This window comes from Paraburkholderia sp. 2C, from assembly GCF_054589215.1.
On the sequence record NZ_BAAILL010000036.1, the window covers coordinates 601,208 to 622,941 of the forward strand.

Annotated in this window: 19 protein-coding genes; 8 read left to right on the forward strand and 11 right to left on the reverse strand. The window is 65.3% G+C overall.

Going from position 1 to position 21,734, the window contains the following annotated elements:
- Positions 1–3: 3 nt before the first annotated feature.
- Positions 4–1,197, forward strand: a complete 1,194-nt coding sequence (locus ACYPXD_RS15375; RefSeq protein ID WP_459712713.1) for a porin — start codon at positions 4–6, stop codon at positions 1,195–1,197.
- Between the two features lie 72 nt (positions 1,198–1,269).
- Here the strand turns inward: ACYPXD_RS15375 and ACYPXD_RS15380 are convergent, their stop codons facing one another.
- Entirely contained in the window at positions 1,270–1,767 is a 498-nt protein-coding gene (locus ACYPXD_RS15380; protein ID WP_459713345.1) for a molybdopterin-dependent oxidoreductase, read from the reverse strand.
- 303 nt (positions 1,768–2,070) lie between these two features.
- On the opposite strand from ACYPXD_RS15380, the gene ACYPXD_RS15385 reads away from it, so the two are divergent.
- On the forward strand, positions 2,071–3,087 hold the full coding sequence (locus tag ACYPXD_RS15385; protein WP_459712716.1) for a hypothetical protein: 1,017 nt from the start codon (positions 2,071–2,073) through the stop codon (positions 3,085–3,087).
- 175 nt (positions 3,088–3,262) lie between these two features.
- On the opposite strand, the gene ACYPXD_RS15390 is transcribed toward ACYPXD_RS15385, so the two are convergent.
- Positions 3,263–3,688, reverse strand: a complete 426-nt coding sequence (locus ACYPXD_RS15390; RefSeq protein ID WP_459712718.1) for a TOBE domain-containing protein — start codon at positions 3,686–3,688, stop codon at positions 3,263–3,265.
- A 239-nt stretch (positions 3,689–3,927) separates the two neighbouring features.
- On the opposite strand from ACYPXD_RS15390, the gene ACYPXD_RS15395 reads away from it, so the two are divergent.
- Both ACYPXD_RS15395 and ACYPXD_RS15400 read left to right on the forward strand, forming a co-directional pair.
- Complete coding sequence (locus ACYPXD_RS15395; RefSeq protein WP_459712720.1) at positions 3,928–4,806, forward strand: extracellular solute-binding protein; 879 nt, start codon at positions 3,928–3,930, stop codon at positions 4,804–4,806.
- 19 nt (positions 4,807–4,825) lie between these two features.
- Positions 4,826–6,730, forward strand: a complete 1,905-nt coding sequence (locus ACYPXD_RS15400; RefSeq protein ID WP_459712722.1) for an ABC transporter ATP-binding protein/permease — start codon at positions 4,826–4,828, stop codon at positions 6,728–6,730.
- Here ACYPXD_RS15400 and ACYPXD_RS15405 read toward each other — a convergent pair.
- The 4 genes from ACYPXD_RS15405 to ACYPXD_RS15420 all read right to left on the reverse strand — a co-directional run bounded on the left by ACYPXD_RS15405 (position 6,714) and on the right by ACYPXD_RS15420 (position 12,937).
- The gene (locus ACYPXD_RS15405) at positions 6,714–8,129 is read right to left on the reverse strand and encodes an MFS transporter (protein WP_459712724.1); all 1,416 of its coding nucleotides are present in this window, start codon (positions 8,127–8,129) and stop codon (positions 6,714–6,716) included. The genes ACYPXD_RS15400 and ACYPXD_RS15405 overlap by 17 nt on opposite strands.
- 193 nt (positions 8,130–8,322) lie before the next feature.
- Positions 8,323–9,708, reverse strand: coding sequence for an FAD-dependent oxidoreductase (locus ACYPXD_RS15410; protein ID WP_459712726.1), 1,386 nt, complete (start codon positions 9,706–9,708; stop codon positions 8,323–8,325).
- A gap of 209 nt (positions 9,709–9,917) precedes the next feature.
- Positions 9,918–11,867, reverse strand: coding sequence for an ABC transporter ATP-binding protein (locus tag ACYPXD_RS15415; protein ID WP_459712728.1), 1,950 nt, complete (start codon positions 11,865–11,867; stop codon positions 9,918–9,920).
- A 353-nt stretch (positions 11,868–12,220) separates the two neighbouring features.
- Positions 12,221–12,937, reverse strand: a complete 717-nt coding sequence (locus ACYPXD_RS15420; protein ID WP_459712730.1) for a nitroreductase — start codon at positions 12,935–12,937, stop codon at positions 12,221–12,223.
- 258 nt (positions 12,938–13,195) lie between these two features.
- Between ACYPXD_RS15420 and nthA the strand changes: the two genes are divergently transcribed.
- Genes nthA through ACYPXD_RS15435 form a run of 3 tightly spaced genes read left to right on the forward strand, consistent with a single transcriptional unit; the run spans position 13,196 to position 14,923 of the window.
- The gene (gene nthA, locus ACYPXD_RS15425; RefSeq protein WP_459712733.1) at positions 13,196–13,858 is read left to right on the forward strand and encodes a nitrile hydratase subunit alpha; all 663 of its coding nucleotides are present in this window, start codon (positions 13,196–13,198) and stop codon (positions 13,856–13,858) included.
- Positions 13,855–14,532, forward strand: a complete 678-nt coding sequence (gene nthB / locus ACYPXD_RS15430; RefSeq protein WP_459712735.1) for a nitrile hydratase subunit beta — start codon at positions 13,855–13,857, stop codon at positions 14,530–14,532. Before nthA ends, nthB begins: the two co-directional genes overlap by 4 nt.
- 7 nt (positions 14,533–14,539) lie before the next feature.
- Positions 14,540–14,923 carry a nitrile hydratase accessory protein gene (locus ACYPXD_RS15435; protein WP_459712738.1) on the forward strand — a complete coding sequence of 128 codons (384 nt, stop codon included), beginning with the start codon at positions 14,540–14,542 and terminating at the stop codon, positions 14,921–14,923.
- Positions 14,924–15,078: 155 nt separating this feature from the next.
- Here the strand turns inward: ACYPXD_RS15435 and ACYPXD_RS15440 are convergent, their stop codons facing one another.
- From ACYPXD_RS15440 to ACYPXD_RS15460, 5 genes are all read right to left on the reverse strand, one after another.
- Positions 15,079–15,741 carry a hypothetical protein gene (locus tag ACYPXD_RS15440; protein ID WP_459712741.1) on the reverse strand — a complete coding sequence of 221 codons (663 nt, stop codon included), beginning with the start codon at positions 15,739–15,741 and terminating at the stop codon, positions 15,079–15,081.
- Between the two features lie 160 nt (positions 15,742–15,901).
- Positions 15,902–17,278, reverse strand: a complete 1,377-nt coding sequence (locus ACYPXD_RS15445; protein WP_459712743.1) for a GntT/GntP/DsdX family permease — start codon at positions 17,276–17,278, stop codon at positions 15,902–15,904.
- A gap of 225 nt (positions 17,279–17,503) precedes the next feature.
- Complete coding sequence (locus ACYPXD_RS15450; RefSeq protein WP_459713347.1) at positions 17,504–18,409, reverse strand: 2-hydroxy-3-oxopropionate reductase; 906 nt, start codon at positions 18,407–18,409, stop codon at positions 17,504–17,506.
- Between the two features lie 121 nt (positions 18,410–18,530).
- Positions 18,531–18,944, reverse strand: a complete 414-nt coding sequence (locus tag ACYPXD_RS15455) for a hypothetical protein (protein ID WP_459712745.1) — start codon at positions 18,942–18,944, stop codon at positions 18,531–18,533.
- Positions 18,945–19,194: 250 nt separating this feature from the next.
- Positions 19,195–20,445, reverse strand: coding sequence for an MFS transporter (locus tag ACYPXD_RS15460; RefSeq protein WP_459713349.1), 1,251 nt, complete (start codon positions 20,443–20,445; stop codon positions 19,195–19,197).
- A gap of 443 nt (positions 20,446–20,888) precedes the next feature.
- Here ACYPXD_RS15460 and ACYPXD_RS15465 point away from each other — a divergent pair, with 443 nt between their 5' ends.
- Positions 20,889–21,659 carry a FadR/GntR family transcriptional regulator gene (locus ACYPXD_RS15465; protein WP_459712747.1) on the forward strand — a complete coding sequence of 257 codons (771 nt, stop codon included), beginning with the start codon at positions 20,889–20,891 and terminating at the stop codon, positions 21,657–21,659.
- The last annotated feature ends 75 nt before the right edge of the window (positions 21,660–21,734 follow it).

Sequence of the window (21,734 nt, forward strand, 5' to 3'; positions counted from 1 at the left end):
TAAATGAAAAAGAACCTCAACGCAGTTGCCGTATTCGGCAGTCTCGGCGCAGTGGTCGCGACCGCTAGCGCCGCACACGCGCAAAGCAGCGTCACGCTCTACGGCATCATCGATGCCGGCATCAGCTATGTCTCGAACTCGGCCACGCCGACGGGCCACGCGAGTCTCGTCAAATACGCGGACGGTGTCGCGTCCGGCAGCCGCTGGGGCGTACGCGGCGCCGAAGATCTCGGCGGCGGCCTGAAGGCGCTGTTCGTGCTCGAAAACGGCTTTAGCAGCGCCGATGGCTCGATCGGGCAGGGCGGTGCGCTGTTCGGCCGGCAGGCGTACGTCGGCGTATCGAAGGACGGCGTCGGCACGCTCGCGTTCGGCCGACAGTATTCGTTTTCGACCGATTACCTCGGCGCGAACTACACGACCGGCAGCCAGACGCCCGCCGGCAACTACGGCTGGCATATCAACGACGTCGACCAGCTGAGCGCAAGCCGCATCAATAACGCGGTCAAATTCAGCAGCGCGAATTTCGCCGGCCTCACGTTCGGTGCGATGTACGGGTTCTCGAATCGGGCCGGCGCCTTCGCGGGCACGCCGACGGTCACGGCGGGCGGCGCCTCCCAGCAGGGCGCATCGAGCGCGTACAGCTTCGGCGCGAACTATGCGCAGGGGCCATTCGGCATCGGCGCCGCGTACACGAATATCCGCTATCCGAACGGCGCCACGCCGCCCTTTAGCGTCAGCATCGCAAACGTGAATACGGGCGGGTTGCGCGACCTCGAGACCTATGGCGTCGGCGCGCGCGTCGCGATCGGCGCGGGGCTCGTATGGGGCAACTGGACGCATACGACCTTCGAGCCGCTCAGCGGCGCATCGTCGCGCCTGAACAACTATGAAATCGGCGGCCGCTATGGTTTCACGCCGGCGCTGGCGGCCGGACTCGGTTATACGTTCTCCGATCTCGACGACCGTTTCAGCGGCAAATGGCATCAGGTAACGGGCGCGCTCGACTACGCAATTTCCAAGCGCACCGACGTCTATCTGCTCGCGGTCTATCAGATCGCGTCGGGCAGCAACACGGTCGCGGGACGCAATGTGCCGGTGCAGGCACAGATCGGCACAGCGCCGGGGATGCTCGGTACGTCGGGTGTCGGTGCGGACAACCAGATCGCGACGCGTGTCGGTTTGCGGCATCGCTTCTAGCTGGCTGGCCTGATGGCCGGCTGATGCTCACGGGGTGGTCACGCCGTGGTCATGGCATGGTCGCGTACTGTCTCAGGGCGCGACCACGCGCGCGACGATGCCCGCAAGGCGCTTCACATGGCGCGGCGCGGGCAGGATATCGGCCGCGGAAAACAGCAGCGGCGCGCCGTCTTCGATCGTAAGCGGTGCGTCGCCGCGCTCGAACGCGACGAGCACGCGCTCGCCGATCGGCGTATTGAACAGCTCGTGCCACGAAAACGTAACCACATAGCCATCGTGGGCGACGGCGATAAAAATCGTGCGCTTGAAATCGCCCGGCCGGTCGTTGCGCAGGCCGGCGACTTCGATGAGATCCTTCAGCAGCACGCCGCGGTAGCTGTCCACTTTCCGGATAAAGCGGTTGGTCGTGAAGCAGCGCAGATCGAACGGGTCGGCGCGCACGCTGCCGCGATCGCGGAGCTGATCGAGCGTCAGCGTGAGCGGGCGTTGAAAGTCGCCTGTCAGCGAAAGCATTGCGTTTTGCGCGGAAGTTTCGGGCTCCGCGCGGTTTGCGCCGTCCGTTTGGTGCATTGCGCTCATGCCTGCTTGCTCCATTCTGGTCTCATGCCGCGTTACGCCGGGTCTACGCGCGCGCACAAACAACATCCTCATTCACGCTTGCCCGTCGATATATCGGTAGGTATATTACGCTGCGTGCGGCCGGAGCGCCGCGAAGAATCGATCGATACCGGTCATATCGTTGCCTATCGGGAGCGAACGTCCCACTGCGGTGGCTCTGACGCGCCGTCGGCAAGTATTATTGGGCGGTTTGTTTGACAGGATGTGCAGGCGCGGCTCGCACGATCGGCGTCGCGAGTCCGGACAGGAGCGTTCATGTTGTCGTCGGCAAGATGGAAGGGCGTGTGCGTCGCGCTTGGCGCGTGGCTGGTGGCGAGCGCGCTCGTTGGCTGCGCCGCGGGCAGCGGCGGCATGGCCGCGCCGCAGCGGATCGCGGTCGACGCAAGGCCGAACGGCATCGCGGTGCGTCCGGGCGACGGCGCGATCTTTATTACCGACGACGCCACCAACAGCGTGCTCGCCGCAACCGACAGCCGCCCCACGTTCACACGCTATGCGGCTTTGCCGGCGGTGCCTGGACAGGACCGCAGCAGCCTGAGCCAGCTGGAATTCGCCGATCCGCGCGCGTTGCTGGTCGCACGCTTCGGCTTCGGAACGGCCGGTGCGCTCGTTGAAATCGCCTCGCGCGACGCCAACCCGGGCGCAAGCGTGGAGCGAGTCACAACATTCGCTGGCCCCGATCCCGTACGCCGCAGGCTCGGGCTCGCGGTACTCGAACCCGGCCAGGTTCTGTCGACGTGGTTCGTCAAGCAGGGCAATGCGCCGCAATACGGCGGTTTGAGCCTGCTCAGGTACGACGCGGCAACCGGCCGCGCGACCGAACAAACCTGGATGACGGGATTGGTCAAGCCAGTGGGCGTCGCCGTAGCAAACGGCAATGTCTACGTCAGCGACGAAGCGAATAATCGCATTCTGACAGCGCGCGTCGACGCGCTGCGCGCGGCGCCGCAAGCGGCGTCGTCGGCCACGGTTGTGGCGCAGGTCGACGGCCCGGACCTGCTCGCAGCCAGCCGCGACGGCACGCTTTATACGAAGTGCGGCAAGCACGGCTTCTGCAGGATTGCCGCGGACGGCACCGTCACGCAGCTGGCGAACGACTTCAACGATGCGCGCGGCGTCGCGCTCGATGAAACCCGACACGTGCTCTATGTGGTCGACCGTGGCAACGCGTCGAAACAGATGAGCGACATGAAAGATGCGAAAGACGCGAAGGACGCGAAAGAATCACAACGCGGCAGCACGAGCGAAGTTCGCGTGCTGCCGCTGCGCTGAGATGCCCGCGACGCGGCGGCGCGGCCGCGAAGCAGCGATCGCGTTGGCAACTATCCCGGCAATCGACGCGACGATCGAACCGGCAAACCGCCCATCGCCAATCGCCCATCGCCCATCGCCAATCGCCAATCGCCAATCGCCAATCGCCAATCGCCAATCGCCAATCGACCCGCCATCAATCCACGCCGACGATCACGCTCGACGCCTTGAAGATTGCCGCTGCCGCCCTGCCGTTCGCGAGGCCCAGGCGATCGACGCTGTCGTTGGTAATGATCGCGGCGATTTTCGCTCCGCCTTGCGCGGCAATCACGACTTCCGCGTTGACGGCGCCCTTCGTGACCGACGCCACGGTGCCCGCCATGCAATTGCGCGCGGACACCTTGCTCGCGTCGGCGTCGACCATCACGAGCACCGACGAGGCCTTGATCAGGGCGAAGGCCGGCTTGCCCGCCGCGAGGCCGAGCGAGGCTGCGCTGCCATGCGTGATGATCGCCGTGATCTCGAGGCCGTCCTGCGTGCGCAGCGTGATCTCGTCGTTGACCGCGCCGGCCTTCACATCGGCGACGGTGCCGGCAAACTGGTTACGGGCGCTGGTGCGCATGGTGTTCTCCTTGAGCGTGGGTAAAACGTGAGAGCGCGCGGCGCATGGTCAGCTCCGAAGCCCGGGCACGCCTGATGGGACAACGTGACGCGCGGGGTGCGGGGCTGCGGCAAGTCTAACCGCAGGCGGCGATGCGAAGGACGAAAGCGCCGCTTCGCTTGCAACATTGATGAAGCTCGATGCAGCGTCGCACGCAGTCATCGTAATATAGTCAACTTAATAACGGTACGGGGAATGACATGATTCGTAAGCTGGTTGCGTCGGTCGTGGTGGTGGCAGCAGGTGCGCTCGGCGCCCAGGGTGCGTCGGCGCAGGACGGTACCGTCAATGTGCTGTATGCGGGTTCGCTCGTGAACCTGATGGAGCGCAGCGTCGGCCCGGCCTTCGAGAAAGAGACCGGCGTGCATTTCCAGGGCTATGCCGCGGGTTCGAACAAGATCGCCAATGAGATCAAAGGCAAGCTGCGCCGCGGCGACGTCTTTATCAGCGCGAGTCCGAAGGTCAATACGAGCCTGATGGGCGCGGCCAATGGCGATCATGTTTCGTGGTACGTGAATTTCGCCGAGTCGCCGCTGATGATCGGCTACCACCCGCAAAGCAGGTTCGCCGCGCAGTTCAAGTCGAAGCGCTGGGACGAAGTGCTGCAGGCGCCGGGCATCCGCATCGGCCGCACGGATCCGAAGCTCGACCCGAAGGGCGCATTCACCGTCGACCTGATGACCAGGGCGGCGACGCTTTATAACGAGCCGGACCTCGTGCAAAAGACGCTCGGCGCGCCGGACAATCCGCAGCAGGTGCTGCCGGAGGAGACGCTGGTCGGCCGTCTGCAGTCGGGCCAGCTCGATGCGGGCTTCTTCTACTCGACCGAAACCTCGGACCTGAAGATCCCGGCGATTCGCCCGGCGCCGGAACTGCAGGCGAAGGCCAGCTACACGATCACGATTCTCGGCGATGCGCCGAATGCGAAAGGCGCGGCAAGCTTCGTCGACTTCCTGATGAGCGCGAAAGGGCGTGAGCTGCTCAAGGAACATGGCGTCGACGTGGTGAAGCCGACCGTGGTCGGCAACGTGCAGGCGATTCCGCCGTCGGTGCAGGCGGTGATCGACGCTGCGCAATAAGCGCACGGGTCGGCCTTCGATGACGCGCCACGCCGCGCGCCCGCTGCTATGGCTCGGCGGCCTGCTTGCCGTTTATCTGTGCGCGCCGTTTATCGCGGCGCTGCCGCAGATCGATCATGCGGACTGGGCCAATGTCGACTGGCACACGATGGGTGCCGCCGTCGGCGTGTCGGTTGCGAGCGCAAGCGTGGCCGCGCTTGTCATCCTCGTGGGCGGCGTGCCGCTCGGCTATGCGCTCGCGCGTTCATCATCGCGCGCGACGGCCGTGCTCGGCTTTATCGTGCAATTGCCGCTCGCGCTGCCGCCGCTCACGAGCGGCATTCTGCTGCTGTTCCTGCTGGGACCGTATAGTCCGCTCGGTCGTCTGTTCGGCGGCGTGCTGACCGATTCATTCGCGGGCATCGTGCTTGCCGAAACCTTCGTCGCCGCGCCGTTTCTGATTATCGCCGCGCGCTCCGCGTTCGCGGCGGTCGACCCGGTCTTCGACGATGTCGCCGCGACGCTCGGCCATCATGCGGGCAGCCGTTTCTTCCGCGTGACCCTGCCGATCGCGTGGCCGGCGATTCGCGCCGGTCTCGCGCTCGCGTGGCTGCGCGCGTTCGGCGAGTTCGGCGCGACCGTGATGGTCGCCTATCACCCGTACTCGCTGCCCGTTTATACCTATGTCGTGTTCGGCGGGCAGGGCCTGCCCGCGATGATGCCGTTGCTGCTGCCCACGCTCGCCATCGCCGTGATCTGCGCGGTGCTCTCCGTGGCCGGCCGCCGCGTGGCGCCGCAAGCCGATGCGCCGCAGGAAAACGGCGATGAACTGGCCGCCGTCGCCCCGGCTGCGGCCGCCGCGCTGCCGGTACAGCCCGATGCGCGCCTGTCGTTTGCATTGCGCCGCGACCTCGGTGCGTTCGATCTCGACATCGAATGGGCGCCGAAAACGCGGCGCCTCGCGATCATCGGTCCGTCCGGTTCGGGCAAGTCGCTCGCGCTGCGCATGATCGCGGGCCTCGAACGCAGCGACGGCTCCACGGTCAGGCTCGGCGAGCGCGAGCTCGCGCCGCTGGCGCCCGAGCGGCGGCAAATCGGCTATATGCCGCAGGATTACGGGCTTTTTCCGCATATGACGGTCGCGCAACAACTGTCGTTTCCGCTCGATGCGGATGCGGCGAGCGCGCGCTACTGGGTCGAGCATCTGGGCCTCGCGGCCTTGACCGCGCGGCTGCCGCGCGAGCTGTCGTTCGGGCAGCGTCAGCGCGTCGCGCTGGCGCGCGCCTTGACGCGGCACAGTCAGTTGCTGCTGTTCGACGAACCGTTCTCCGCGCTCGATACGCCGCGCCGGCGGCGTCTGCAGCAATCGCTGCGCGAACTGCAGCGCGAGATCGCGGCCGTGACCGTGCTCGTCACGCACGATCCCGACGAAGCCGCGCTGCTTGCCGATGAACTGCTCGTGATCGAACACGGCCGTGTGTTGCAGACGGGCACGATCGCCGAGGTGTTCGAGCGGCCGGCGAATCTGCGGGTGGCCGACCTGCTCGGGCTGCATAACGTCGGGATGGGCGTGATGCGCGGCGATGGGCGTATCGAGACGCCGCTCGGTCTCGTGATCGAAACCGCCGCCGCGCATGCGCTTGCGGCAGGGCAGGCGGTGATGTGGCGCGTCTCGCCGGGAGCGATCGAGGTGCCCGCTGACGAAGCGGCGATGCAAGCGAACGCGAACCGTGCGAATGCCGATGGCAGCCTTTATCGCGGCCTGCTCGAACGCATCGAACTGCGCCACGGCGACCGCTACGCAGTGCTGCAGGTCGGCGGTCACCGCTTCGATGTCGGCGACGAACATGCGCGCGCCGATCACCGCCGCGAACGATATGTGCGCATCGATCCGCGCGGTGTGTCGGTGTGGCCGCTTGCGGAGCCGCTCAACGCTTCGTCGTGACCTCGACGCGCTTGCCGCGCGCGATCTCGTCGCCGGCATTGGGCGCGAGGCGCCGCGTGACCGCAATCGACGCGAACGAGCACAACCCCACCGTCAGAAACGCGGGCCAGAAGTCCGACCACTCGATATGCGTGTGCCCATGCAGCGTGCGTGTCACCTGCACGACGATGCCGGCAATGGTGACGCCGAGCCCGAGCGACATCTGCTGAACCACGCTGCCGAGGCTCGTCGCGCGCCCGACGTCGCGTGATTCGATTTCCGCGTAAGTCATCGAATTGAGGCTCGTGAATTGCAGCGCCGGGAAAAAGCCGCCGATCAGCACGACGATCCAGATCAGCCATGTCGGCGTGCCGGGGAAGAACAGGCCGCACGCGGCGATCGCGATACCCGAGAACGCGGCGTTGTACATCAGCACCGTGCGGAACCCCCACCGGTGCAGCGTGCGCGACGCGAGCGTGCGCATGAAAAGCCCGCCGAGCGCCGACGCACACGTAATCAGACCCGACTCGAACGCGCTCATGCCGAGCCCTTCCTGCAGCACGAGCGGCAACAGAAACGGCACGGCACCGAGCCCGATGCGAAACAGCGATCCGCCCATCACGCTGGCCTGAAACGTCGGCACGCGGAAAAAGCGCAGATCGAGCAGCGGCCGCGTCGCGTACCGCGCATAGAGCACGTAGAAGATCAGTGCGAGCGCGCCCGCGAAGGTCATCGTCCATGCGCTCGAATCGGAAATCAGTTCGCTGCCGACCAGCGCGAGCCCGAGCATGAACGCGGACGCGCCGCCTGCCGAGAGCAGGAAGCCGAACCAGTCGAGCGGGCCCGGATGCGGCTCGCGCGTATTCGCGATGTGCCTGTTCGCGAGATAGATGCCGACGATGCCGACCGGAATGTTGATAAAGAAGATCAGCCGCCAGTGCAGATAGGTCGTGATGAAGCCGCCTAGCAGCGGACCGGCGGCCGGCCCGAGCAGCGAGGTGAGGCTCAGATAGTTCATGGCGCGAATGAAGTCCGAACGCTCGACACTGCGAAAGATGATGATGCGGCCGACCGGCACCATCATCGCGCCGCCGATGCCTTGCACAAAGCGCGCGAGGGTGAACATGCCGAGCGACGTGGAGGCCGCGCACGCGAGCGAGCCCACGACGAAGATGCCGATCGCAGTGCGAAATACGGTGCGTGCGCCGTAGCGGTCGGCCAGCCAGCCGCATACGGGAATAAAGACGCCGAGACCGAGCACATAGCTCGTCACCGCGATCTTCAGCGTGACCGGGTCAACAGCGAAAGTGCGCGCCATTTGCGGCAGCGCGGTGACGATGACGTTCGCGTCGACCGTCTCCATGAACATCGCGAACGCGACGATGAGCGGAGCGATAAGACCTTTCTGGTCGGACGACATGAGCGGGGGAATTGCAACGATGAGCAACGATGAGCGACGGTAAGCGTCGCTGAGCGACGCGGACAAGTCGCGATTATTGCATAGCTGCCTGCGCTTTTAAGCATCCGCTAACGGGATTTTGTGTGCCGTCGGCGCGGCCGGCGGCACACGTTACATCGCTTCGAGCCCGATTCATCGGCCATTCAAGCGCGCTTCACGCACGCGGCGGCACCTTCGCAAACAGCAGGTTCAGCCCTTCGCCGATGGTCGGATGGCTCAGAATCGCATCGCGCACCGCCGTGTACGGCAGCTTGCCGAGCATCGCCATCTGCACCGTCGACACCACTTCGCCAGCCTGCGTGCCGAGCATCGTGAAGCCGAGAATCTCGTCCGAATCGGCGGCGACCAGCGCCTTCATGAAGCCGGCCGTCTCATGATTCGTGCGGGCGCGCGGCACCGCGGCCATCGGCAGCGCCGCGACGCGCACCTTGATGCCTTTCCCGGCCGCCTCGGTCTCATTCAGGCCGATGCGCGCGAGTTCCGGTTCGATGAAAAGCGCATAAGGAATTACGCGATGCGTGGTCGTGTATGTGCCGCCCGCGAGGTTCGACTTCAGCACGCGGTAATCGTCGAGCGAGGCGTGCGTAAACATCGGCGTGCCGGCTACTTCGCCGATGGCCCACGTATTGGCCGCGGATGTCGCGAGCCGCTCGTCGGTGACGATAAAGCCGCGCTCGTCGAGTTTCACGCCGGCGTCTTCGAGGCCGATGTCGCGCGTGTTCGGCGTGCGGCCCGCTGCCACGAGGATATGCGTGCCGTCGAGCGTGCTGCCGTCGGCCAGCGTGATCCGCACGCTTTTGCCGGAGTGACCTTCGACCTTCACCGCGCGCGCATTCACGCGCACATCGATGCCGTCCTGCACGAGCGCGGCCGTGATCGCCGCGGCGACGTCGGCGTCTTCGCGCATTGCGATGCGCGGCGCATCCTGCAGCACGGTCACGCGGCTGCCGAGGCGCCGGAACGCCTGGGCCATTTCGAGGCCGATATAGCCGCCGCCGAGCACGATCAGATGCGCGGGCAGCGCATCGAGTTCGAGTGCCTCGACGTGCGTGAGCGGCGCGGCGTAGCGCAGGCCCTCGATATCCGGAACCGTCGCGGTCGTGCCCGTGTTGATAAACGCGTGGTCGCCGAACACGACGCGCTGGTCGCCGTTGGGAAGCGTCACTTCGATCGTGCGCGGCGCCACGAAGCGGCCGTTGCCGACGATCAGATCGAGCCCCGACGTCTGGAACGCCGTCATATTGATGTCGACCATGCCGTCGACGACCGAGCGCACGCGCTGATAGACGCGCTTCATATCGAGCCCGCCTGCTTGCGGCGCGGCGCCGAGCTTTTCGGCTTCGCGGGCCGCATGAAGCAGCCGGCCGGTCTGGATCAACGACTTCGTCGGGATACAGGCGACGTTGATACAGGAGCCGCCGATCATGCCGCGCTCCACCACGGCCACTCGCTTGCCGGCTTTCGCCAGTTCGATCGCGAGCGTCTTGCCGCCTTTGCCGCCGCCGAGGAACACATATTCAAACCGTTCGACTGGTGCCATTGCATCACCTCCGTGATCTGTTCGCTGCCGGGCTGCGCGTGTGGCGTCCGGCCTGGAAAGAATCGTAGGGCACGCGGTTAGGCGCCGATATGATCGATCGGCGCAAAGGGATGCTCGGACGGATCAAATCCTTTGCAGCAAGTGGCGAGCGCGACGTTTTGCCGCCGGCCGGGAGCGCGCGGGCGCAACAGGCGATGGGCGGCGAACGCCTACCGGTTCGCGCTGATGGGCCCGAGCCGGTGGGTCGTGCTCGGGTCGCCGGCGTAGTCGACGGGCGGCGTCGCGCTCGCTTCGTCGATGGCCTCGTCGGCATCGTGAGTGGCGGCGGCTTCGGCGCGGCTGCCGTCGTCGAGCATGCCCTTCGCAAGCTCGATCGCCTGACGTGTGAACAGCCGGCGATACAGGCCGTTTTCGCGCTCGATCAGCTGGTCATGCGAGCCTTCCTCGACGATGCGGCCTTTGTCGAGCACAAGCAGACGATCGAGCGAGCGCACGGTGGACAAGCGGTGCGCGACGACGAGCGTCGTGCGGCCCGCCATCAGCCGCTCCATCGATTGCTGGATCAGCACCTCGCTTTCGCTGTCGAGGCTCGAGGTCGCTTCGTCGAAAATCAGCACGGGCGCGTCGGCGAGAAACGCGCGCGCAATCGCGATGCGTTGCCGCTCGCCGCCCGAGAGCTTCACGCCGCGCTCGCCGACCAGCGTGTCGTAGCCCTGCGGCAAGGCGTCGATAAACTCGTGCGCGCTGGCAAGCCGCGCGGCGCGCTCGATTTCCGCGAGCGTCGCGTCCGGCCGCGCGTATGCAATGTTTTCGGCAAGCGAGCGGTGAAACAGCACCGGCTCCTGCTGCACGATCGCAATCTGCCGGCGCAGCGACGCCTGCTGCACCAGGGCGATATCCTGGCCGTCGATGGTAATGCGGCCCGCGTCGATATCGTAGAGCCGCTGGATCAGCTTGACGAAGGTCGTCTTGCCCGAGCCCGAATGGCCGACGAGCCCGATGCGCTCGCCGGCCGCGATGTGGATCGACAGGTCCTTATAAAGCGGCGTTTGCAATGCGCCGTAGCGGAACGTCACGTGTTCGAAGCGGATTTCGCCGCGCGTGATATCGATCGCGCGCGCGCCCGGTTTGTCTTCGATGCCGAGCGGCTCGTGTTCGAGCGCGACGAGTTCTTCCATATCGTTGACCGAGCGCTGCAGGTTGCGCACGTGCTGGCCGATGTCGCGCAGATAGCCTTGCAGCATGAAGAAGGTGGTCAGCGCGAACGTGATGTCGCCGACACTCGCCTTGTCGTGCGTCCACAACCAGAGCGCGGTGCCGACGATGGCCGCCTGCATCAGCACCAGCATCGCGCTTTGCAGGCCGCCATTGGTCGTGCCGCGCGCCCACGTGCGGCGCGTGCGCTTGCGCCATTTCGCGATGACGCGCGCAAGCCGCGATTCCTCGCGATGTTCGGCGCCGAACGCCTTGACCACGGCATTGCAGCTGACGGCATCGGCAAGCGAGCCGCCAAGACGCGTGTCCCACATATTGGCAAGGCGTGCCGAGGGCGCGACATAGCGCAGCGACAGCGTGGTCGTCACCGCGATATACAGCAGCGAACCCGTGCCGACGATCGCGCCCATCACCGGCCAGCGCGTGCCGAGCACGACCGTCGTGCCGATCAGCATCACGCACGAGGGCATCAGCGTGATCAGCAGCGTGTCGTTGAGCAGATCGAGCGCCCAGATGCCGCGCGTGATTTTTCGCACGGTCGAGCCCGCGAAGCTGTTCGCATGCCAGTCGGTCGAAAAGCGCTGCACGCGGTGAAAGCCGTTCGCGGCGATTTCGCTCATCATGCGCAGCGTCATGGTGATGATGTTGCGATAGACGAGCTGGCGCAGCACCATGCCCGTGAAGCCGAGCGCGACGAGCGTGCCGAACGCGTGCGATGCGGCGTCCCACGCCTGGGCCTTCGCGGCCACGCTCGCGGCGCCGGCCGACAGCGCATCGACGAGCCGGCCGGCGAACAGCGGCGTCATGACATCGGCGAGCGCGCCGCACAGCGCGAACGCCGCGATCGCGGCCACGCGCGCCGGCTGCTGCCACCAGTGTGCGAATGCAAAGGCGAGGACGCGGCGAAACGCCTGCGTGCCTTGAGCGGATTTTTTGTCAGCCATGTGCGACGACGCGCGGGCCGATGGGCCGCGCGCTTACCTCGTGTGCGTGAAAAGAGCGAAAAACGAAGGGCTGCGCGAGCAGGCGCAATCAAAATGGTGCGGTGGCCGCTCCGCGGTAGCCGGAGCGCGGTGGGCAAACGCAGTGCTTACCGCAGTACTTGCCGCGGTGCCCCCAATCGCCAATCGGGATGGGTGCAACGAAGGCCTCAAGCGGGTATCGCCTCAAGCGGCAGGGCACATTCGCCGTTTGAATGGTCGCTAGACTCGTTCGTTAGACGAAACCGTTATTGTACCGCCCGCACGAGGCAACCGTGCGCCGCGCATCGGCCGCGTGACGCGTCACTCGACAGGCATCACTCGACAAAATGCGCAAACCGCGCGACCGGCTCGCGCTCGGTGCGCAACTGGTTGACGGGGGCGTCCAGATCCGCATAGCCGAGCGACATACCGCACACGAGCTGTTCATCTTCATTGAAGCCGAGCTGCGCGGCCAGCACGCGATGAAACTTGATGAATGCCGCCTGCGGGCACGTATCGAGCCCGCGGCCGCGCGCGGCGATCATCACGGCTTCGAGGAACATGCCGTAGTCGAGCCAGCTGCCCAGTTCGAGAATGCGGTCGATCGTAAAGAAGAGGCCGACGGGCGCATCGAAAAAGCGATAGTTGCGGCTGTGCTGCGTGTGCATCTTGTCCTTCTCGCCGCGCTTGATGCCGAGCAGGCCGTACAGGTCCCAGCCGACCTTTCGGCGCCGGTCGATATACGGCGACACCCATTCGCGCGGATAGTACGGGTACTCCTCCTGATACTGCTCGTCGCGCGTGGGGCTGTCGTGCGCGTCGAGCAGCGCGCGCGTGATACGCGCGAGCGCATCGCCGGTCACGACATAGACTTTTTTCCAGGGCTGAAGATTGGTGCCGGACGGCGCATAGCTCGCGCTCTCGAGAATCGCCTCGATATCCTCGCGTGCGACGGGAGTGGGCAGGAAGGCGCGCACCGAGCGGCGCGATTTGATGACGGTATCGATCGGGGTGTCGGTAAGGCTGCGGGTAGGGGTGCGGGTATCGGTCATAGGTTTCCACGCGAATCTGCTCCGACGATTCTAGCCCCTCGCCGCAGGCCGCGCTGACGCCGCGACGGGTGCGAAGCCTTCCGGCCGTCTCGCGCGCATCGTCTGAAGATTTGCATTCGGCGGCCGTGCAAACGATACTGAATGGGTCACCTCGTCATCCGTCGTTGAGGTCCTTCCAGCGGTGTACGTCCCGCGCTGTATTGCTGAGGCACGTCGATGAGCCACGAAAGCCAGAAAGCGCACGATACGCATAAAGCCATGCATGACGATGATCAAGACCACGACCACGGCCATCAGCACGAGCATGGTCACGAAGGCAGCGCCTTATCGGAAATGGACCTGCGCGTGCGCGCGCTCGAATCGCTGCTGGTCGAGAAGGGCTACGTCGATCCGCAAGCGCTCGACGTGCTGATCGAAACCTACGAGCATCAGATCGGCCCGCGCAACGGCGCACGTGTCGTCGCGCGCGCGTGGAGCGATCCGCCATATCGCGCCTGGCTGCTCGACGATGCGACCGCCGCGATCGCATCGCTCGGCTATTCGGGCCGCGGTGGCGAACATATGGTCGCGCTCGAGAACACGCCGCGCGTGCACAACATGGTGGTCTGCACGCTGTGCTCGTGCTATCCGTGGCCGGTGCTAGGCTTGCCGCCGGTCTGGTACAAGTCGGCGCCATACCGCTCGCGCGCCGTGATCGACCCGCGCGGCGTGCTGAAAGAGTTCGGCTACGAGTTGCCGGAAGACGTCGAGTTTCGCGTCTGGGACTCGACCTCCGAAGTGCGCTATCTCGTGGTGCCGATGCGCCCCAAAGGCACTGAAGGCTTGAGCGTCGAGGCGCTCGCGGAGCTCGTCACGCGCGACTCGATGATCGGCACGGGCTTGCCGCATTCGCCGCAACAAGCGCAAGGAACACGCCCATGAACGGTGCACAGGACATGGGCGGCATGCAGAGCTTCGGCCCCGTGCAGCCCGAGCGCGACGAGCCGGTCTTCCACGCGGACTGGGAGCCGCGCGTACTGGCACTGACGCTCGCGATGGGCGCGACGGGCGCATGGAATATCGACATGTCGCGCGCCGCGCGCGAAAGCCTGCCGCCCGCGCAATATCTGGCGGACACGTACTACGAGATCTGGTTCAAGGGCCTCTGCAAGCTGCTGATAGAGCACGGTCTCGCCACCGCCGAAGAAATCGCGGCGGGCAAACCGGCGGCGCCGGCCGCGCGCGTCAAGCGCGTGCTTCACGCGGCGGACGTGCGCCCGGCGCTGTCGCGCGGCTTTCCTTACGACAGGCCGATGGCGTATCCGGCGCGCTTCGTCGTCGGCGATGCGGTGCGCGCGCGTGAGATGAACCCGGCGACGCACACGCGCTTGCCGCGCTATTGCCGCGGCAAGCGCGGCGAAATCGTCGCGGTGCGCGGCGCGCACGTGTTTCCCGATGCGCACGCAACAGGCGAGGGCGAACAGCCGCGCTGGCTGTATGCCGTGCGCTTCCCGGCAACCGAACTGTGGGGCGGCGATACGAGCGCCGCGTCCGTCTGCATCGATTGCTGGGAGCCGTACCTCGAGCCCGCGGACGAGCCTGCACAGGAACGGTGAGACAACAATGACCCTGCCCCTTGCTCCGCACGCATTGCCGCACGAATCGTCGGAACTGATTGCGCACCTGCCGGAATGGCCGCGCGACGGCGACGCGCCGGTGTTCGGCGCGCCATGGGAAGCGGCCGCGTTTGCGATGACGCTCGCGCTCTATCGCCGCGGCGTATTCACATGGGCCGAGTGGGCCGCGTATCTGCACGATGCGATTCGCGACGCGCAAGCGGCCGGCGACCCCGATCGCGGCGACACGTACTACCGGCATTGGCTGACCGCGCTCGAACGCATTGCCGCCGCGAAAGGCTGCGTGACGAACGAAGGCCTGCTGGAGCGGCGCGACGCATGGGACAAGGCCGCGCGCCGTACGCCGCACGGACAGCCGATCGAGCTGTAAGCCGATCGGGCGTCGGGTCGCAACACGCGCCTACCGGTTCAAACGATACCCTGCGGCATAAACGCATGCGCCGCGGTACCGGCGTACCCCGCCGTCCCCCGCGAGATATCGCGAGATATCGCGGCCAACACGCGTCCCGCGTCACCCACCCGGCGTTACTGATTGGAAACCGGCGTTCCCGAATGAACCTGCTGCACGTGAGGCGCCGCTGTACCGCTTTGCGTTGTCGCGGCGGGCGCTGCCGCCTGCGTGACGGCACGCATCACGCCGCCCTGATACATCGCGACGACGTTGCCGTTCGCGTCTTTCTCGACGGCGTCCCACGGCGCGTTGTGGCGGAAGGTGCCCGACAGCGAGCCGCCATCCGAACGATGGATCGCAGCGTTGCCTTCGAGCAGACCCGCAGCGAAATCGCCGGCGACCCAGTCCCCGGTCGGCCAGCGTTTGACGCCTTTGCCGTCGGGCATGCCGTTGCGCAGGCTGCCCTGATAGACGAAACCGTCGCCGAGAATCACCTGCCCGGGAATGTCCGGCGGATTCGGGTCGGCTGGATTGATGGTGGAAGCGGCGGCCACCGACGCCGTGGACGGTGCGGCCGCCATATTGGACGATGAATCGCTCGAGCCAGGCGCATTCATGCCAACCGCATTCACAGCGGGCGGATTGGCGCCGATCGCGTTCACGTTCGGTTGAGTGCCGCTTGCTGCGACACCGCTGTCGTCGGCCGATGCAACGACCGGCACAATCACGGACATTGTTGCGACGGCAACCGTCAATGCAACGAACGGTGCACGGGGTGGCTTGTAGGCGGACAGCACGGGGATCTCCTTGAAGTCGTCTTGAGGAAGGAAGCCGTGTCAGCGAAGAAAACTAGTCCGTATACCTTGCAAACACAATGGGCGCATGCCCCGATGTGTGCGTTGATGCACAGTCAGTCGCCCGTCACATCATAAGAAGAACGTGCCATAGGCCCATTGCTCAGGTCAGCCCCCCCCACAACACGAGCGTCAGCGCGAGACCGACAACCGATACGATGGTCTGCAGAATCGACCACACGAACACCGTCTGCTTCAACTGGAGTCCGAAGTACTCGCGGACCATCCAGAAGCCCGCATCGTTGACGTGACAAAAGAACACCGAGCCCGCGCCGATCGCGAGCGCGAGCAGCGAGCTATGCGTGGCCGGCAGGCCCGCGACCACCGGCGCGACGATGCCCGCGGTGGTCGTGGTTGCGACGGTGGCGGAGCCGGTGGCCTGACGCAATGCGACGGCGATGAGCCATGCGAGCACGATCAGCGGCAGATGCGCGCCGACGGCAATCTTGCCGATCGTCGTACTGATGCCCGCGACGACAAGCGTCTGCTTCAGGCCGCCGCCCGCGCCGATCGTGAGCAGCAGCGCGGCGATCGGCGGCAGGCTTTTGCGCAGAATGCCGCCGACGCGTTCGCGCGGCATGCCGCGCGACCAGCCGAGCGCGACGATCGCAAAGAGCACGGTGAGACCGAGCGCGACGAGCGGTTCGCCGAGAAAGTCGAGCGTGTCGTAGGCCAGCGTGTTCGGCGCGAGGGCGAGCTTCGCCACGGTGCGCCCCAGCATCAGTACCACGGGCAGCAGGATGGTGATCAGCGAGATCGCGAAGCCCGGCAATTCGGAGGGTGGTGTTTCGGAGCGGAACAGCTTGCCCATCTCGTCGGGCTCGGCAATCTGCATGCGTTTGGCGAGCACGCCGCCGTATATCGGCCCAGCGAGAATGACGGCCGGAATAGCGACGATCAGACCGAGCCCGAGTGTGATGCCGAGATCCGCATGCAGCGCGCTGACGGCGATCAGCGGGCCCGGATGCGGCGGCAGCAGCGCGTGCAGCGTCGTCATGCCGGCCAGCGCAGGAATCGCGATGCGCAGGATCGGCTGCTGCGAGCGCCGCGCCATCACGAAGATGATCGGCACCATCATCACAAGGCCGACTTCGAAAAAGAGCGGCAAGCCGATGATGATGGCGACGAGCGCCATCATCCACGGCAGGCGGCGCGGCGTTGAATGGTCGAGGATCGTGGTCACGAGGCGGTCGGCCGCGCCCGAATCGGCCATCAGCGCGCCGAGCATGGCGCCGAGCGCGATGATGATGCCGACGTCGCCGAGCAGCGCGCCCGCGCCTTTGCTGAAGGCGCTTGCGACCGCTTCGAGCGGCAGGCCCGCGGTAAAGCCGGCCGCGAATGTGCCGACGAGAATCGACAGGAAGGGCGCGAGCTTCAGTGCACTAATGAAAACGATGATGAGCGCGAGGCCCAGTGCGCACGAAAAAATGAGGCGCGTGTCGTGAGCGGACCAGGGGGTAAAGGTGGCTGTAAGGTGCACTGCGTCTCCGGAGTCGTGACAGGACAGCCGGGGCGGGGCGCATGCGTTCGCGCCGGCCGCCCGCGGGCCAGCGAGATTTTAGCGGTTACTGTGAAAGGGGATGCGAGGGGACGTGCGCCGCTTTCGAGGGAATCATTTTTTTAAGCTGCTTTTTGTGCGCTGCTTTTGCGTGACCGGAGTGCAAGGCCATGCGCTCCGGTCGCGTTTGCATCAACTCACGTCCGATCAGCTCGCGATGCGATGCGCGGATAATGTTTCAATCGCCTGACACAGCGCCGAGTGATCGAGGTCGCCGAAGCCGAGCGCCATGCACGCGTTCATCAGCTGCTGCATCGCACCGGTATTCGGCAGCGAGACGCCGAGTGCTTTCGCGCCTTCGTTGGCGAGGCCGATGTCTTTCTGATGCAGATTGATGCGAAAGCCCGGATTGAACGTGCGCTTGATCATCCGTTCGCCGTGCACTTCGAGCACGCGCGACGACGCGAAGCCGCCCATCAGCGCTTCGCGTACCTTCGCCGGATCGGCGCCGGCTTTCGATGCGAACAGCAGCGCTTCGGCCACCGCCTGAATGTTGAGCGCGACGATGATCTGGTTGGCGACCTTCGCGGTCTGGCCGTCGCCGTTGTTGCCGACGAGCGTGATGTTCTTGCCCATCAGCTCGAAGAGCGGCTTGACCTTGTCGAATACCGGTTGCGGGCCGCCGATCATGATGGTCAGCGACGCGGCTTTCGCGCCGACTTCGCCGCCCGAGACGGGCGCATCGAGATAGTCGCTGCCGAGGTCGTTGATGCGCTTCGCGAAGCCTTTGGTCGCGATCGGCGAAATCGAGCTCATGTCGACGACGGTCTTGCCCTTGCCGAGTGCCGAAGCCACACCGTTCTCGCCGAACAGCACAGCTTCGACGTGCGGCGTGTCGGGCACCATCAGGAACACGATGTCCGCTTCGCGCGCAACTTCAGCGGGGCTCGCGCACGCCTTGCCGCCTTGCTTGACGAGTTCGTCGGGCACGCCCGAGCGGCTGTGCAGAAAGAGCGTGTGACCGCCTTTGATCAGGTTGGCAGCCATCGGCGTGCCCATGATGCCCAGTCCAATAAAGCCAGCTTTAGCCATGGTGTCCTCTTGTCCTCTGATGGGTGATGGGGGAGTAGGGTCCGCGTGGGTGGTGCGGATTACGCGATGGTACCCGCAGTTGGAAGGCGGCGAGATGGGACGTGAATGACATAACTGAAAGGTGTATTACGGTGCAAATTATTCATGCGGCATCGATGCTGACAATTAATTGAAGTCGGAGCGAGACATGTGAGGCGTCGGAAAGCCTTATCTGGCTTTGGAGGACGGAAACTGAAAATGGATTGAAAGTTAAATCTTCGATTTCGCGCCGTCGGCCGTTCGGTAGCAGGGGGGTTTTTACGTTGACGAAATGCCCGGTGATTACACCGTGTCGAGTGCAACTGAAGTAAAAAGAGAAGTGACCTTCACGTTGCACGCCGGCGACACAAAATACGTCCGTACCTCCATCAGCATGGGGATACTCGTTGGCCATATCACGCCGACGCTGGATGATCCGGACACCGCGCCAAAGGAACTCGAGAACCTCAAATATACGGGTGTGAAAGCCGCTACGGCCAGCGTGCAACACGACGGCCGAAACGAGCGATGACGGCATAGCGGCGCCGGCGCCGCGCAAGTTCGCGCAGTGAGTCGGCGTCGGGAGCCTGGCGGGGCTGCTCCGTGAATTCGCACGTTCCTGTTAAAGACATGGAGCCGGCTTCAGCGGGTGGAATTTCATAGTGCGCGTAGCAGACCGCCACCGCAGCCACCAGCCACGCGATAACGGTCCGATGGCGATATGACTACGTTGCCTGGCTTTCTTCCATACACACGTTAATATTGTCAGTCGCGTCCAACATCACCGCTCAACCGACTGGCCGCCGCGCGCCATTCGCACCATGCCCCGGCATACGCTTCGTCGGCACATCGCGCGCAAGAAAAGCCGCAAGCGCTGCGATAACCGAAATCACGCCGAGCCCGTAAAGTCCGCCCGTAATCGACCCCGTGTGCTCCTGCAGATAGCCGAACGTGGCCGGCGCAAAGAATCCGCCGAGATTGCCGAGCGAATTGATCAACGCGATCACGCCGGCCGCGATCTTCACGTCCAGATAATCTTGCGGAATCGGCCAGAACAGCGATGCCGCCGCCTTGAAGCCGAGCGCCGAAATACAGATGCCGACGAACGCGAATACCGGCCCGCCTTTTGTCGATGCGAACAGACCGACCGCCGCGACGATAAGCGCCGTGGCGAGCCACGCCTGCTGATGGCGCCAGCGGCGCGACAGCATCGCAAAGCCGTACATGCTGCCGATGGCGAGCAGCCAGGGAATCGCATTGAGCAGGCCCACCTGGAAGTCGCTCAGGCCACCCATCTTGCGGATGATCGTCGGCAGCCAGAAGGTTGCGGCGTAGATCGTCAGCTGGATCGCGAAATAGAGCAGGCAGAACAGAATCAGCTGCGGGTCGCGCAGCAGCGCGCCGATCGGCAGCTTGCCGCCGCGCGCCGCTTCGCGTTCGTCCTGTTCGGCGGCGATAGTCGTGTGGAGCGCCTGCTGCTCGTCGTGCGTGAGCCACGCCGCCTCGGACGGGCGCGACTTCAGCAGAACCCAGCAGAGGCCGCATAGCGCGACTGAAAAGAGTCCTTCGATCAGGAACATCCACTGCCAGCCCGCGAGGCCGAGACCGCGCACCGACAGCAGCGCGCCGGTGATCGGCCCCGACAGCACCGACGCGAAGGCCGAACCGCCGAGAAACACCGCAACGGCCTCGCCGCGTTCGCGGCGTGGAAACCACTGCGTGAAGTAAAACACCACGCCCGGAAAGAAGCCCGCTTCGGCGATGCCGAGCAGAAAGCGCAGCGTATAAAACGATGCGGGCCCCTGAATAAACGCCATGGCCGCCGCGACGATGCCCCACGTGAACATGATTCGCGTGAGCCACGCGCGTGCGCCGAACTTCTGCATCAGCACATTCGAAGGCACTTCGAAAATCGCGTAGCCGACAAAGAAGAGTCCACTGCCCAGACCGAACGCCGCCGCACCGATGCCGAGATCCACCTTCAGATGCGATGCGACGAAGCCGAGGTTGACGCGATCAATGTAGTTCGCGATGAACATCACGAGCAGCAGCGGGAACAGATGCCGTTTTGCCTTGCTGACGGCGCGCGCGAGTGTCGCGGGATCGGATGAAGGGGAGGCGAGGGGCAAAGCGAATCTCCGGAAACGAGGTGACACGGGAACGCGCGCGTCTCATGCCCGTTCTGCAAAACAGCGAGCAGACGGCTGACGTGCGCGCTATGGGCCAGTCACCTGTTATATGTTGTCGTACATCAGTGTGCGGGGCTGCGACGCGCGAACCTATCCGGGAGAACCCTGGGAGACCGGCATCGGGCTGAGAAGGCAAGGCCTTACACTGGTGGCGGCGAACCGCGCGGGGGCGTCCGCAGTGTAGCCCGCCGAGCCCGCGGATCCGCCGCCCTCGTCGTCCGAGGTCATCGTACAAGGCTGTTTCCGCCACTATAATGAGGGCTCCGTTACCGCTCGCCACTCTGGCTCCCGCCATGCCTCAAGCTCCTGAAGCGCGTCCGCTGCGCCGCGCCCGCAATCTGACCGAAGAGGTCGTCGCCGAGCTGTCCGAGCGTATCCGCGGCGGCGCGCTGCGCCCCGGCGACAAGATGCCGACCGAGTCCGAGATCATGAATCAGCTCGGCGTGAGCCGCACCGTGGTGCGCGAAGCGATCTCGCGCCTGCAGGCCGCGCGACTCGTGCAGACGCGCCACGGCATCGGCACCTTCGTGCTCGAGCCGCAGGAACAGGAGAGCTTTCTCGGCGGTGTGCCGAGCGAGCTGACGGTGCGCGACGTGATGGCCATTCTGGAACTGCGCATCAGCCTCGAAGCGGAGGCGGCGGGGCTCGCCGCGCTGCGCCGTAGCGACGACAACCTCAAGGAAATGCGCCGCGCGCTCGACGAGTTCCAGCAGCACGTCGCAGCGCGCACCGGCAATGCCGTTGCCGCCGATGTCGCGTTCCACCTCGAGCTTGCGAAGGCGACCGGCAACCGCTATTTCCACAGCATCCTGAGCCAGCTCGGCAACACGATCATTCCGCGCACGCGTGTGAATTCGGCCGCGCTCGCGCATAACGACCCCGAGACCTATCTCGACCGCGTCAACCGCGAGCACGAAGACATCTACGATGCGATCGCGCGGCGCGACCCGGAGTCGGCGCGCGCGGCGATGCGCATGCATCTGTCGAACAGCCGCGAACGGCTGCGCCGCGCGCAGGAAGCGGGGGCGGGCGCGGACGCCGGCAAGACGGCGCAAACGGCCTGAGCCCATCAGCTGATCCCATCGGCTTGAGCCCATCGGCTTGAGCCCATCGGCTTGAGCCCATCGCCCGATGAGGTT